Genomic DNA, 12,702 nt, shown 5'->3' on the forward strand with positions numbered 1-12,702 from the left:
TCACCACCGTGCCATGGCCGCTCGCCCCTCAGAGCAAGCGCCGTTCTCTCTCCAAAACTTTTTGCAGAACCTTCAGCACATTATCCTGACCGCTGCCGACTCGATGCCGAGTTCCATACCTTGGCGTCGTGCACTGATGCGCGACACCCAGTAGGCGGGCAGCGGGCTGATCACGCCGGCCGAAGCCGAAACAACGGAAACCGCAAACAGCATTTCCGTGAGCCCGGCAAGTATCGGCACAACCGCCAGACCCATCGCCATCACCAGGAGGGCAGGAGCCACAAGCAGCCTCGCCGCTGCCGGGTTGACGAGCGGCGAGAAGACAAGTCCCTGGAGAGGACAGATCTGCGCCCGATCAAACAAGACCACTTCCCCGAGAGGAAAGCGGCGCCCACCGGCGCGGCGACATAGGCAGCAGTCAGGAAGCCAATCTGCCGCGCATTGAATGTCGGATCTGTCGCACCGGCAAGCCGCTCGACCATCATCGGCAGGACCGGCAAGACGATTCCGTAGCCGAGCGCAACGACAAAGGCCGAGGCGAGCAGTGCGCTCAGGGTCCATTGCGACGTCGGCGGGCGAGCCTTTGCTGACCAGCACTTCGCAAAGCCGTGCCAATTCTCACGTTCGCCCACCTTTGCATTCGTGCGAAAGGGGAGTTTTGCTGTTCCGGTTGAAGACGATCGTGCTAAAGCGCCCGCTCACCGAGCCTGCGCATTTGTTCGAACCATTTCGCCCGCGTCGGATCGGTGGCATCCGCGACCATGCCGAACAAGGTTTCGCGCACCGGGCTCACGCCGGCGAAACGCAGAATGCTCCGCCGCATGCCGGCAATGCCGTGACTGAGGAACCATAGCCGGTAAAGAACGGCCGGCATGCCCATCGTGACCACGACGCGAGCGGAGCGGCCGCGGAGCAGTTTCCTGGGCAAGCCGCCACCCTTGTCCCGGTAGGTAAAGGCAGTTCCCGGCCGCATCACCTGTTCCAGAAAAGCCTTGAGCAGAGCCGGCACGGTCCCGAGCCACAGCGGAAAGACAAATACAATGTGCTCCGCCCAGACTATCGCTTCAGCGGCGTCCTTTAGGCTGTCGGGAATCGCGCCATGCTCGAACTCCTGCACCGTCCGAAGCATTGGAAAATCGAGTGCCGCGAGGTCGACCCGGCGGACGACATGCCCCGCCAGTTCCGCTCCCTCGGCATAGGCCTTGGCGAGACTACGGCAGAGCCGGTGCGGCGATGGATCGGGATGGCCGACAACAATCAAGATGCGCCGCGGCATGGGTTACCTCCGAGGCGGCTTGGCACCAACCGGACGTGCCGGAATTTCGGGGTGAGACCCTTCAAGCTGATCATGGCGTACTCCTTCGCGGAGTTTCATAAAGCGGCTGTCCGGCTTGGCCCTTGATCGGCATCAAAAGAGGCCGGTTCTCGGCGCTATCAGAAGGTCGATGGCAGCAACATCGTGCCGTAGCCGGCTATTGCGGCGACGAGGGTTGCACCTGCGAGCGGGAACCAGAACCTGATCGGGCCGGCAAATGCGGCCAGCGACAGGCGGCAGATCGCGTTTGCTGCCAGTGCCGCGAGCACCGCCTGGCCAATGGTCTCGACAGGGACCGAATGCTTGACCAGGCGCAAGGCACTGAGAACCGAGACATCGACATCGAACATGCCTGCAAACGCCGAACTCGCCAGCAAGCCGCGTCCGCCGAATTGAGCAGCCAATGCAGCGCTCGCGGTCGCGACGATCGCAAACAGCAGGGCAAAGAGCAGCAACGGGCCTAGGTCGAATGGATTGCGCGCGACCGCGGGACCCTCGTGATCCCCGCTGTCCCGAGCCAGCAGCAATGCTCCGCAAGCAGCGAAGGAGAGCGCCGCGGCAATTGCGGGAATGCCAACCGAAGCGAACACGATTGGCTCGACGATCAGAACCACGGCGCAGACGCGTAGCAAGGAAACCATTGCGGCCAGCGACGCCGCGCCAGCGAGCGGCAGAGGATTGCTTCCCGACACGGCGTTGCGGGCCAGCGCCACGGTTACGGCGGTGGAAGAGATGATGGCGCCGGCGAGCGAACTGACGAGCAGGCCGCGGGTGGTCCCCAGGACGCGAACGGCGACATAGCCGGCGAACGATATCGACGCCATCAGCACCGTGAGGAACCAGACTTCCCATGGATTGAAGCCGCCCCATGGATCCATCGTCCGGTTTGGCAGCAAGGGCAGGATGATCGCGCTCATCACAGCCAGGATCAGCGCGGAACGAAGCTCGATCCAGGTCAGCCGCTTCAGGAGGCCGTGCAGGATTTCTCGACTGGCAAGGATGGCCGCGAGTGCTGTTCCTCCTGCAGAAGCGGCGCGGTAATCGCCTGCGACGGACAATGCACCGAGCGCGAACACGCAAAGGGCTGCTACTACCGCCGTAACACTGAAATCCTCATCATGGGCTGCCTCACGCGCCTTGTACCAGGCGAAGATTGCCGCAAAGGCGATGAAACCACCGACCAGCACGGACACTGCGTCGAGAGCATCGGCCAGAGCTGCGAGAATGCCGCCGAGCAGACCGGATATGCCGTAGGTTCGAATTCCGGCCGTCCGGCTACGATCGGGCGCGTCCCGCTCTCGCCAGCCGCGCTCCAGTCCGACGAGCAGGCCTATAGTCAGTGCAAGTCCGAGTCGGGCGATGAGCGGATCCACGATTAGGCGCCGGCCACAGGCAGGTGGTCGCGGATCCACGTGACGATCTGCCCCGCCGTCATTGCACCGGAAGTGCGCGCAACCTCATGTCCGCCATGGAACAGGATCATGGTCGGGATGCCGCGAATGCCGAGCCTGGCTGAAACGGCCTGCTCATTATCGGAGTTGAGCTTGATCAGCCGAACATGCGGTTCCAGTTCGTTTGCTGCGGCTTCATATGCGGGCGCCATCATCTTGCAGGGCCCGCACCATGGCGCCCAGACATCCACGACAACGGGAACGGTGCCTCGCTTGACCTGACGATCGAAGGTTCGTGCATCGACATCCTCGGGGTGGCCTGAGAACAGCTTTTTCCCGCACTTTCCGCATTTTGCGTTTTTGGCATCGCGCGCTGGCGGCAGTCGATTGATTCCGCCGCATTTGCTGCACACCACCAGATTTTCCTGCGCCATCGCCCTTCACCACTGGTATACATGCGCCACAGAGTGCCTATCCCCAAGCTGGCTCGGACTTCCAATGTTTTTTTGCGCGATGGACGAATTGGCGTGAAAACGGATTGCACGGCACAATCCACAGCGGTTGTGCGCCCGCGGTGTTTGGACGGGAAGCACGCTATTCCTTTGCTTCCCGACCCGATGCCTGCTTGATAACGATCCTGAAGAAAACATGCGGAGTGCTGTCCGAAACAGGAGGCGTAACCGGCTTCAGAGCGCCAGGCTCCCACCAGTCGACGTGCTTGGTCAACACCGACCACGCATGGTCGCGCTGAACCTTGTAGCCGATCCGATCAGGCAGTTCTTCATAGACACGATCGACAACCACGCTTCCATGCCCGCCGTTGGCCGCGTTCGTCGACCTGGACGCACACCAGCGGATTGGCACGCATCCAGTCGACCTTTTTGCCCGGCATGGAAAATGCATAGAGGTGATTGTCGGCGTGGGCATAGTAGAATGGCACGACGTAGGGGTGTCCATCCTTGGCGCATGCCAAGTGGCCGACCCGGTTGGCCGTCAGCAATTTTGTACATTCCAAAGCAAAAAAGCGTGCGGATCAGCATCGGCGCGATCTCCTGTTTTTCGTGACAGCACGGTGTCGCCGGTGCTCCATCGACTCTGATATTCGTCATCGCGGATCGTAGCCCTGCCGCCAGGGAGGTCATTGATCACGATCAAGGAGTCGGTCGGCCGACAGATGAATCGACAACCATGGCTAGGCCCGCCGGTGACTCGCATGGCGGCCCATGTCAGTGTCAGCGTCCATACCGGAGTGGGGATTTGGAAAATGATCCAGATCAAGGCGGGGCCTGCTGCTCCCACCCATCATAGGGGATGATGTGGAAGCCGATCTCAAGCGCTCCGTTCGATCGTGAGCTGGAACTGGCCGTCCTCGACGAGGACGGCGAACATGCGCTTGTCTTTCCGTGCATCAAGGAGCGGGAAGGCTGGAAGAACGCCGCCACCCGCGCACGCATCGACGTTCACCCGACCCACTGGCGAGACTGGGTGCCGGATACGATCCCGGCAAACAACCACAGGTCTCTTACTGACTCGCTTTAAGTGGACTCCACAACCAAAGCCATGCGCACGAGATGCGACAGACTGCTCGCGGCCATCTTGCTCATGACATTGGCGCGATGGATCTCGACCGTGCGCGGGCTGATGCCGAGGTCATAGGCAATCGTCTTGTTCGGCAGGCCGGACACAAGGCCGTCCAGCACTTGTCGCTCCCGCTCCGACAGGGCCGCCAGACGACCACGGATTTCCACGCCTTGTGGGTGTGTCGCCTCCGTCCGATTGCGACTGTCCAATGCGGAGCGGATCGCTTCGATCAGCACCTCGTCGTCAAACGGCTTTTCGATGAAGTCGGCGGCACCTTCCTTCATCGCCTGAACAGCGAGGGCCACATCGGCATGACCCGTCATGACGATGACCGGAAGCGTATGCCCGCGGCTCCGGAGCTGTCGCAGGAACTCGATGCCGTCAATGCCCGGCATGCGCACATCGGTCACAATGCAGCCGTCAAGACTGCTCGTGGCCACCGCCAGAAAAGCTGTCGCCGATTCGTACAAGCGCACGGCGAAGTTGGCCGTCGCCAACAGAAAACCAAGCGATTTGCGAACGTCGACGTCGTCGTCGACGACGTGCACAAGATTGCTACCGGCCACTGGCGACCTCTTCCTTTTCCCAGATGCGCAAGGTGAACCGGAAGGCGGTTCCTCCGGCCGGCATTGCCTCAGCCCAGATGTGACCGCCGTGCGACTCGACGATCGTGCGGCAAATAGAGAGGCCAACCCCCATGCCCTGCTTTTTGGTCGTGACAAATGGCTGGAAAAGCTGGGCGGAGACTTCCGGCGCCAGTCCAGTGCCTGTGTCAACCACGCTTACCTCAGCCATGCCGTCATCACGGGCTATGGTTATGATTTGCAGCTCGCGGCGTGGCATGCCTTGCATGGCTTCAATCGCATTGCGCATCAGGTTCAGCAGAACCTGCTGAACCTGGATGCGGTCGGCCAAGACCAGTTCGGCGGCGGGATCAAGCTTGTAGCTGGCGCGGACATCTATTTCTCTTGCGCCGACCAGGGCCAGTGACGAGGCTTCCTTGATAATCGCCGGCAGGCGTTCGACCTGGCGCTCGCTTTCGCCTCTTGCGACGAAATCGCGAAGGTGGCGAATGACGTCTCCGGCCCTCAAGGCCTGTTCCGCTGCTTTTTCGACGGCCTCCCTCAGCATCGGCGCGTTGTCTTCCTTGCTTTTTTCGAGAAGCCGCCGGCTGCCTTTAAGGTAGTTCGTAATGGCGGTGAGCGGCTGGTTGATCTCGTGGGCAAGCGTCGAGGCCATTTCGCCGAGCGCAGTAAACCGCGCCATGTGGAGAAGCTCCAGCTGCTGCTCCTGTATTCTTGCCTCCGCCCGGTGGCGTTCGGTCAAGTCGCGGCAGAAGCCGGTAAAGAAGCGCCCGGTTCCCGGATGCATCTCGCCGACAGAGAGTTCCATCGGAAAGGTCGAGCCGTCCTTGCGCATTCCAGTGACGGTGCGACCGAGCCCGATGATCCGGCGCTCCCCTGTCGCCAAATAGCGGTGAAGATAGGCATCATGCTCTTCGCGGTAGGGCGACGGCATCAGCAGATTGACATTCTGGCCGATGACTTCGCTGGACTGGTAGCCGAACAGCGTTTCGGCAGCCGTGCTAAAGGATTGAATACGGCCTTGTTCGTCGATGACCACCATTGCATCGGGCACTGTCGCTAGGATCGAACGCAAATGATCTTCGCGCAGTCGAAGTGCGGCGTTTGCATAGGAGAGTTCGCTGACGTCGGTGCCTTCGACGAAGATCGCAGTGATGCGACCATCGTCAGCCTTGATGGGCTGATATACGAAATCGAGGATGCGTTCATCGACCGGCTCGCCGTCCTTGTTGCGAAGGGCGACCTTCACGCCTTGACCTCTGTAGGGCTTGCCCGTTTCGTATACTTGGTCCAGCAGTTCGTAGAATCCTTGGCCTTCGAGCTCGGGCAGGGCCTCGCGTACCGACCTTCCTATCACTTGCCTCTGGCCAATCAGACGTTGATAGGCGGCATTGGTCAGCTCGAATACATGACCCGGCTCACGCATCAAGGTCATGAAACCAGGGGCCTGCTCGAACATCTGGGAGAGCCGGTCGTGTTCGGCCGCGACCCGCCCTTCGGCGCGAACGCCGGTCGACAGGTCACGTGTTTGTTTGTCGTCCAAATCAAGTCCTTTGATCAGGGAACCCGCAACGCATTCTAACTATCATTCATCGCTCTTTCTGCACACGCAAAAACCGGCATAGTCAGAGGTTCGGGATCCGGTGAGTAGTGTCATTTGACACGCATCAAGGCGTCGAGTGCCGGCGGATGCACTTCATCATAGCATCCAAACGCTCCAGCGAAAGGCGACCACAAATGTGCTACAAAGAAAGCATCTTGTGACAGCCTCGCGGACGTCCCCGTCTTTCTTGAGCACCACGGCATCACGGTGCGGACCGAATTCATCCCCGGCGATGGTGATGGCGAACAGCTGGTGGCGTTCGCACGCATGATTCATGCAGACCTGATGGTTTCCGGCGCATGCGGTCATAGCCGCCTGCGGGAATGGGCGTTCGGCGGCGTCACGCGTACGCTGATGGAAGAGAGCAGCATCAACCGCTTCATGTTGTATTGGCCGCCGGTCGCATCAGGACCTTCACGCCATCGCTTGAGGCACGCACGATAGATATCACCACGAGGGAGACGCCTGTTGACCGAGATCAATGCAGCGATCGCCGATATCGCAATGATCTGCCAGAAAACGGGAGCGAAACGACATGAGTTTTCTCGACTACCTGATTTCAGTTGACGCCAGGACCGCCTTGATGAGCCGCATGATGCAGAAGCTCGGCGTCGACAAATATTTGAAGGTCGTTCCGGACCATGTTGCCGTCACCAATCGAGCGGTCGACCGGTGTCGCTCCTGCGGGCACCAGGATGAATGCTCGACTTGGCTTGATGAACACCAGCAAGCTGATGATCCGCCAGACTATTGCCGCAACCGCGACCTGATCGCACGGCTGCAGCACGCAGCCGGCCAACGATAGAGCGGTTGTGCAGGCATACCGCAGATCGCGTCACCAAGGCCGCGTGCTGCAGCTCCTCGATTTCCTGGGCGGTCATTGCTCGGCCAATGTTTCGCATCTGCTGGCTGATGGCGTTCCGGCGCACACCGCCCGCGAATGCCTGCAACTCCGCTCTCATTAAACAGCCGACCGGCCCCTCCAGCCACGAGCTGCCCGCCAATAAGATATATTGACAATCTTTCTTTAAGGTGCGATTCTGACCCATACCGACGAAGGCCTCCTTTGAAGCAAATGCATCAATCGTCATCGTGGACGCGACTTCACTCGGTGCGTTGCGGAGCTGTTTGAGTGTGGGAATTATTTTGAGGTCTTTGGGTCTTCGAAAACTAAGAGCATGCACATGATTGCGAATGGTCGGAGCAACAAAACGATCGTCATCGGTGGTGCCCCGTTGCCAGACGTGCTTGACGAGGCCATGATCCGTCTTGTGGTTGACGGCTTTTATGATGAGATTCGCCGCGACGACCTTCTCGGCCCCATCTTTCATAACGCTATCCATCCTGAGGCTTGGCCGCGCCATCTGGCTAAGATGTGCGACTTCTGGTCCGCTACGCTGCTCCGGTCGTCCCGTTATGAAGGCCGTCCATTACCGCCACACCTGGCGATCTCCGGCCTTGGAGTCGCGCATTTCCGGCGTTGGCTAAAGCTGTTTCGCGCAACGGTGCGCCGTGTTTGCCCACCCGAGGTTGCGGCGCTGTTCATGGACCGCGCACTGCGCATAGCTCACAGCTTCCGTCTCGCGGTCGCCTTCAGCCGTGGCGAGACTACGATGGGCATAGAACCGATCGTCGAGAAGGACCTGTGATGCGGGGTTGGATTGTAAGTGGCTCCTGTACGAGAATTGCAAAGAGGAACCATTAGTGCGGTTGACCAATTTCTCGGACTACGCCTTGAGGATGCTAATGTACGCGGCCTCTGCCGGTGATCGCCTGATCACGATCGAGGAGGTGGCACGCACGTTCAAGGTATCCAAAACGCACCTCAACAAGGTCGCCAACACCCTGACGCGCGGCGGTTACTTGAAAGCGGTCCGCGGTCGCTCCGGTGGGCTAGCCCTCGGGCGGAGCCCCGAGATGATCCGGATCGGCGACGTGGTACGGCTGACGGAGCCAGATTTCGCGCTTGTGGAGTGCTTCGGGACCGGAAATCAGTGCGTGCTCACCGGCCGCTGCAAACTTTCAGGAATGTTCGGCGACGCGATGGCCTCCTTCCAGAACACCCTTGATCGTTACACGCTGGCCGACGTCGCATTGATGCCCCAGGACTTTGTCGGCGGGCTGCCTGCATCCGAAGCTTCGGCGTACGATAAGCATGGGTAAGGCCTCGATCGACAATTCAACCGCAACGCCGCGCGGTTCGCGTCTGCCGGCCCGTGGAGACAAGCATGACTGACCCAGACAAAAATGACACACCGGTGGCCAACCAATTCGAGTCGGGCGTCGACCTGAACAACACGCTGCTCCCTATGCTGATCGGCGGGCTTGTTCTGATTGTCATCGGTGCAATTATGGTCATGACGTTTGTCTAGCTTTTCCTAGCCAAACGGCAATGCTCATCAAAGTTGCGAAAGCGCAAAGAAGGCGGCCTGAGAGGAATCTATTAAGACGCTTCGCAATAGCGGAGACTTCATCGTGAAGGAGCTCAGTTCGTTCAATTCCGACATGGTCGTCGACGAGATCATGAGAAAATGGCCGGCAACCGTGGCTGTCGTGCTGAGATACAGGATGCTTTGCGTCGGTTGTCCAATCGGTACCTTCCATACGATCGCTGAGGCGTGCCGAGAGCATCAGATCAATGAGACCGCCTTCCTGGTGGATTTGGAATCGGCTGTTCGAGCGCGCAGGTGATAAATCAGCGCTTGGTTCGACTCCCTGAGAGGACCACAAGCCGGTGCGCGTCCTTGACAGTGACTTTCTGGCGTCCGCTGGCAATTATCCCATTCTCTTCCCATTTGCTGAGCAGCCGGCTGACCGTGTGCAGTGTCGTCCCCGTCATTTCGGCAATGTCCTGCCTCGAGATCGGAAAGTCGATTTCGATGCCGCTGTCGGTCTTCCGACCAGTCTGATTTGCCAGTCGCAGCAGCGCGTGAGCAACGCGCTGCTCCACCTGTTCAGTGGACATCTCCACAACCCGCGTCTGGGTTTCTTGCAGCCTGTTTCCGACCGTCCGGTAGGTGGTCGCCCCAAACACAGGAAACCGCTTCGCCAGTTCCGGCCATAGCGCGTTGGGCCAGGCCAACACCACGCAGTCCACCGCCGCGACTGCGCTGGCGGGGTAAGTCGTCCGGCCAAGGGCTGCGGCGACGCCAAAGATCTCGCCTTCGCTGATGTATCTAGCGATGACCTGCTGTCCATCCGGCGTGGTGCGAACCACGCGGATGTGCCCGGCGATCAGCACGAAGAAGGAATGGGCATCGGCTTCCTGCGCGAAGATCGTCGTCTCCTTGGCATAGCGAGACGACCGCGCATCTCGCAGGATCTCGCTCTGCTCGTCGGGCGTCAGTCCTTGAAAGAGCGGCAGCCGCGATATCAGCGATCGGTCCAACGCAGCCAAGCGGATTCCTCACGATCCTGTAGTTTCGCATCAGTCCATGCGGAAGACCTTTCTACTCCGAGTTTGCGCCAGCGCAAATTCTGCCGGGGCTTGTCAGGCTAAAAGGCATGGAACGGCAAAATGTCGTGACGACGAAACAAAAGGACGAACCGATGAAACTCACCATTCTCGCCGCCGCAATCTCCATCCTCGCGCTGGCCGGCGGCGCAAGCGCGGAAGAGCATGTGGTGCAAATGCTCAACAAGGGCGAAAAGGGCGCCATGGTTTTCCAGCCGGCCTTCGTCAAGGCAGTACCCGGCGATACCGTCAAGTTCGTGCCGACCGACAAGAGCCATGACGCAGAGTCGATCAAGGGCATGCTTCCGGATGGCGCTGAGCCTTTCAAGGGAAAGCCCAGCGAGGAGATCACCGTCACACTCACCCAGGAAGGTGTGTATGGCGTCAAATGCGCGCCGCACTACGGCATGGGCATGGTCGCGCTGATCGTTGTCGGCAAGCCAGTCAATCTCGATACCGCCAAAGCGGTCAAGCATCCCGGGAAGGCAAAGACAGTGTTCGCCGACCTGTTCACCCAGATCCCCGCCAACTGACCGGCAATCGATACAGCCATGCCTGCCGCACAAGGGGCGGGCGCGGGCCGGACGAACCGAGGGCGGCGGTTCATCCGGCCCTGTTCATTTGGAGACGCAGATCATGGGAATTCCACGCCAGCGGGCCTACACCGGGCCCGCATTTCTTTCCTACGGATTCAGACCTTTCTTCTTCCTAGGGTCGCTGTATGCCGCGCTCTCCATTCTGCTTTGGCTGCCGATGTATGCCGGCGAACTCAATGCCCACAGTGCGTTCGTTCCCGTCGACTGGCATATTCACGAGATGCTGTTCGGCTATCTGTCGGCGATCGTCACCGGATTCCTGCTGACCGCCATTCCCAACTGGACCGGCCGGCTGCCCGTGCAAGGCCTGCCGCTGCTGGCGCTGGTGGTCCTATGGCTTGCCGGCCGTGTCGCTGTCTTTGTCTCGGCGGATATCGGCTGGGAAGCAGCTGCTGTGATCGACGGCTCTTTTCTGCTTGCGGTCGCTACCGCGGCGGGGCGCGAAATCGTCGCGGGAAGGAACTGGCGTAATCTCAAGGTGCTGCTGCCGCTTGCCGTCCTGGCATGCGCCAACGGCGCGTTCCATATCGAGGCGCATAGCCAAGGCACATCGGACATCAGCCGCAGGCTCGGCATGGCCGCGGCGATCATGCTCATCTCGCTAATTGGCGGGCGCATCATTCCGAGCTTCACCCGCAACTGGCTCGTCCGCGAAAATCCTGGCCGGCTGCCTGCTCCGTTCGACCGTTTTGACATGGCATCGATAGCCATCTCAGCCATCGCGCTGGGAGCATGGACGTTCGCGCCCGACAACAGCGCCTCAGGAATGCTCCTGGCGGCCGCTGCAATCAGCCAGGCGTGGCGCTTGTCGCGGTGGGCCGGCGAGCGCACCTTGCGGGATCCGCTGGTGCTCGTACTCCATCTCGCATATGCCTTCGTGCCGGTCGGTCTCGCCCTTGTCTCGGTGTCGATCTTCTTCCCCGATGCCGTGCCGGCGGCGGCGGGACTCCACGCACTCGGAACTGGCGCGGTCGGCGCGATGACGCTTGCCGTGATGACCCGCGCAACGCTCGGTCACACCGGGCGAGAGCTCAAGGCTGGAAAAGGCGCCTCGTTCATTTTTGGAGCCGTCCTCCTCGCAGGATCATTGAGAATCCTGGCTGCCTTCGTCCCCTATGACATAGTGATCGACATGGCCGGCACCGCATGGGTGGCGGCATTTGCCGGCTTCATTCTGATCTATGGAAGTGCGTTGATAAGGCCAAAGGTGCGGCGAGGCGGCGGGGAGAGCAGGCGACCGTCGAAACGCGAATGAAAAGCCGCTTCTGATTTGTCAGGCAATGCCGAGGTAGCCGACGATACGGTTCGCCCAGCCCCGATGGTCCCGGACCAGCCTGAAACCCAGATTGTCGGGAGGCGTGCCAACGGCACAGCCGCCGCTTTTTCCGTCGCTGACGAAGTTCGACATGTAGGCTCTGTGAAGCCCTTCAAGGACGTGGACGCCGCAATTGTCGACCGAACTCGCAACGCCGCTTCCATCCGCAGGCAATGTGGTGCGGACATAGCAAGTCGAAGTCCACTCCCAAACATTGCCGGAAAAGTCGGCGAGGCCCAGGGAATTGAAACCAAAAGAGCCACGGCTCTTGGGCAACGGGTCCGGTTTGCGATTGAGGTCCACCTCGGCCTTGTAGCTGGTGAGCCAGCGTCTGGCGGGGTTGTTGGCGTCGTTTTCGACACCCTCAAATTCCCCTGCGAACCGCTCCGCCGCGGCAAACGCCCATTCTTCGTCGGATGGCAGCCGCCATTGGTCGCCCGTCACTTGCGAATACCACCGGGCGTAGGCATTGGCATCGAGATAGCTCACTCCAGTTACGGGAGCGTTGCTTGGGATCGCGCGCGTCTCCTGTGCCGGCTGACAGCTTCCTGCCGACACACAGTCCGCATAGTCGGCCGCGCTGATCTGGTAGGCCATGATTTCGAGAGGTCTGTTGAGTTGCCGCTTGAGGCGGGGATTGGCTTGCGGGCGTCCCTCCATCAGGAACTCCCCTGGCGTCGGATAGGTGATCGAACCCGAAAGCAAGGTAACCGTCATAGCGATGGGGTGAGGTTGTCGATCCCCGAAGACCGTCTGTATCGAGAGCCCTGCCGGAACGGCAGCGGCGACGAGGGCGACCGGAAGAACCTTGAGGATCAATGGAGACATCGCTTTGTCCATGCCCGGACAGCATCGCTGTCCGG

17 protein-coding genes and 1 pseudogene are annotated in these 12,702 nt (G+C 60.3%); 9 read left to right on the top strand and 9 right to left on the bottom strand.

The window, feature by feature from the left end; genetic code table 11:
* Window positions 1-72: 72 nt before the first annotated feature.
* From NKJ32_RS22930 to NKJ32_RS22950, 5 genes and pseudogenes are all read right to left on the bottom strand, one after another.
* The gene (locus tag NKJ32_RS22930; RefSeq protein ID WP_352828996.1) at window positions 73-363 is read right to left on the bottom strand and encodes a hypothetical protein; all 291 of its coding nucleotides are present in this window, start codon (window positions 361-363) and stop codon (window positions 73-75) included.
* A gap of 322 nt (window positions 364-685) precedes the next feature.
* Window positions 686-1,276, bottom strand: coding sequence for an NAD(P)H-dependent oxidoreductase (locus NKJ32_RS22935; RefSeq protein WP_352593952.1), 591 nt, complete (start codon window positions 1,274-1,276; stop codon window positions 686-688).
* 158 nt (window positions 1,277-1,434) lie between these two features.
* Complete coding sequence (locus NKJ32_RS22940; RefSeq protein WP_352622935.1) at window positions 1,435-2,688, bottom strand: MgtC/SapB family protein; 1,254 nt, start codon at window positions 2,686-2,688, stop codon at window positions 1,435-1,437.
* A gap of 2 nt (window positions 2,689-2,690) precedes the next feature.
* Entirely contained in the window at window positions 2,691-3,140 is a 450-nt protein-coding gene (trxC, locus tag NKJ32_RS22945; RefSeq protein WP_352825015.1) for a thioredoxin TrxC, read from the bottom strand.
* 160 nt (window positions 3,141-3,300) lie between these two features.
* Window positions 3,301-3,746 (bottom strand): annotated as a pseudogene (locus NKJ32_RS22950) (pyridoxamine 5'-phosphate oxidase family protein).
* 274 nt (window positions 3,747-4,020) lie between these two features.
* On the opposite strand from NKJ32_RS22950, the gene NKJ32_RS22955 reads away from it, so the two are divergent.
* On the top strand, window positions 4,021-4,245 hold the full coding sequence (locus NKJ32_RS22955) for a hypothetical protein (protein ID WP_352593954.1): 225 nt from the start codon (window positions 4,021-4,023) through the stop codon (window positions 4,243-4,245).
* Here NKJ32_RS22955 and fixJ read toward each other — a convergent pair.
* Together fixJ and NKJ32_RS22965 are read right to left on the bottom strand one after the other, a co-directional pair.
* On the bottom strand, window positions 4,242-4,853 hold the full coding sequence (fixJ, locus tag NKJ32_RS22960; RefSeq protein WP_352786764.1) for a response regulator FixJ: 612 nt from the start codon (window positions 4,851-4,853) through the stop codon (window positions 4,242-4,244). The genes NKJ32_RS22955 and fixJ overlap by 4 nt on opposite strands.
* On the bottom strand, window positions 4,843-6,390 hold the full coding sequence (locus tag NKJ32_RS22965; protein WP_352786774.1) for a sensor histidine kinase: 1,548 nt from the start codon (window positions 6,388-6,390) through the stop codon (window positions 4,843-4,845). Before NKJ32_RS22965 ends, fixJ begins: the two co-directional genes overlap by 11 nt.
* Window positions 6,391-6,681: 291 nt before the next feature.
* Here NKJ32_RS22965 and NKJ32_RS22970 point away from each other — a divergent pair, with 291 nt between their 5' ends.
* The 6 genes from NKJ32_RS22970 (at window position 6,682) to NKJ32_RS22995 (ending at window position 9,165) form a co-directional block, all read left to right on the top strand.
* On the top strand, window positions 6,682-6,918 hold the full coding sequence (locus tag NKJ32_RS22970; protein ID WP_352786763.1) for a putative universal stress family protein: 237 nt from the start codon (window positions 6,682-6,684) through the stop codon (window positions 6,916-6,918).
* A 151-nt stretch (window positions 6,919-7,069) separates the two neighbouring features.
* Window positions 7,070-7,279: a DUF6455 family protein gene (locus NKJ32_RS22975; protein ID WP_352640996.1), complete on the top strand. Its 210-nt coding sequence runs from the start codon at window positions 7,070-7,072 to the stop codon at window positions 7,277-7,279.
* A 373-nt stretch (window positions 7,280-7,652) separates the two neighbouring features.
* On the top strand, window positions 7,653-8,123 hold the full coding sequence (locus NKJ32_RS35540; protein WP_352783693.1) for a group III truncated hemoglobin: 471 nt from the start codon (window positions 7,653-7,655) through the stop codon (window positions 8,121-8,123).
* Window positions 8,124-8,178: 55 nt separating this feature from the next.
* Entirely contained in the window at window positions 8,179-8,637 is a 459-nt protein-coding gene (locus tag NKJ32_RS22985; protein ID WP_352578066.1) for an RrF2 family transcriptional regulator, read from the top strand.
* 65 nt (window positions 8,638-8,702) lie between these two features.
* Complete coding sequence (locus NKJ32_RS22990; protein ID WP_352455556.1) at window positions 8,703-8,846, top strand: hypothetical protein; 144 nt, start codon at window positions 8,703-8,705, stop codon at window positions 8,844-8,846.
* Window positions 8,847-8,979: 133 nt separating this feature from the next.
* Window positions 8,980-9,165, top strand: a complete 186-nt coding sequence (locus NKJ32_RS22995) for a DUF1858 domain-containing protein (RefSeq protein WP_352594021.1) — start codon at window positions 8,980-8,982, stop codon at window positions 9,163-9,165.
* Between the two features lie 4 nt (window positions 9,166-9,169).
* Here NKJ32_RS22995 and NKJ32_RS23000 read toward each other — a convergent pair whose 3' ends face one another.
* Complete coding sequence (locus NKJ32_RS23000; protein ID WP_352578065.1) at window positions 9,170-9,871, bottom strand: Crp/Fnr family transcriptional regulator; 702 nt, start codon at window positions 9,869-9,871, stop codon at window positions 9,170-9,172.
* Window positions 9,872-10,023: 152 nt separating this feature from the next.
* On the opposite strand from NKJ32_RS23000, the gene NKJ32_RS23005 reads away from it, so the two are divergent.
* Window positions 10,024-10,461: a pseudoazurin gene (locus NKJ32_RS23005; protein WP_352570953.1), complete on the top strand. Its 438-nt coding sequence runs from the start codon at window positions 10,024-10,026 to the stop codon at window positions 10,459-10,461.
* Window positions 10,462-10,564: 103 nt separating this feature from the next.
* Window positions 10,565-11,779 carry an NnrS family protein gene (locus tag NKJ32_RS23010; protein ID WP_352828998.1) on the top strand — a complete coding sequence of 405 codons (1,215 nt, stop codon included), beginning with the start codon at window positions 10,565-10,567 and terminating at the stop codon, window positions 11,777-11,779.
* Window positions 11,780-11,797: 18 nt separating this feature from the next.
* Here the strand turns inward: NKJ32_RS23010 and NKJ32_RS23015 are convergent, their stop codons facing one another.
* Entirely contained in the window at window positions 11,798-12,679 is an 882-nt protein-coding gene (locus NKJ32_RS23015) for an SUMF1/EgtB/PvdO family nonheme iron enzyme (protein ID WP_502897487.1), read from the bottom strand.
* Window positions 12,680-12,702: the final 23 nt, after the last annotated feature.

The organism is Mesorhizobium sp. M0159, from assembly GCF_040322295.1.
GTDB lineage: Bacteria > Pseudomonadota > Alphaproteobacteria > Rhizobiales > Rhizobiaceae > Mesorhizobium.

Bases quoted from the DNA above. Each gene is read 5' to 3' on its own strand.
- NKJ32_RS22935 (WP_352593952.1), bottom strand. From the start codon at position 1,276: ATGCCGCGGCGCATCTTGATTGTTGTCGGCCATCCCGATCCATCGCCG.
- trxC (WP_352825015.1), bottom strand. From the start codon at position 3,140: ATGGCGCAGGAAAATCTGGTGGTGTGCAGCAAATGCGGCGGAATCAAT.
- NKJ32_RS22955 (WP_352593954.1), top strand. From the start codon at position 4,021: ATGTGGAAGCCGATCTCAAGCGCTCCGTTCGATCGTGAGCTGGAACTG.
- NKJ32_RS22975 (WP_352640996.1), top strand. From the start codon at position 7,070: ATGCAGAAGCTCGGCGTCGACAAATATTTGAAGGTCGTTCCGGACCAT.
- NKJ32_RS35540 (WP_352783693.1), top strand. From the start codon at position 7,653: ATGCACATGATTGCGAATGGTCGGAGCAACAAAACGATCGTCATCGGT.
- NKJ32_RS22990 (WP_352455556.1), top strand. From the start codon at position 8,703: ATGACTGACCCAGACAAAAATGACACACCGGTGGCCAACCAATTCGAG.
- NKJ32_RS22995 (WP_352594021.1), top strand. From the start codon at position 8,980: ATGGTCGTCGACGAGATCATGAGAAAATGGCCGGCAACCGTGGCTGTC.
- NKJ32_RS23005 (WP_352570953.1), top strand. From the start codon at position 10,024: ATGAAACTCACCATTCTCGCCGCCGCAATCTCCATCCTCGCGCTGGCC.
- NKJ32_RS23010 (WP_352828998.1), top strand. From the start codon at position 10,565: ATGGGAATTCCACGCCAGCGGGCCTACACCGGGCCCGCATTTCTTTCC.
- NKJ32_RS23015 (WP_502897487.1), bottom strand. From the start codon at position 12,679: ATGGACAAAGCGATGTCTCCATTGATCCTCAAGGTTCTTCCGGTCGCC.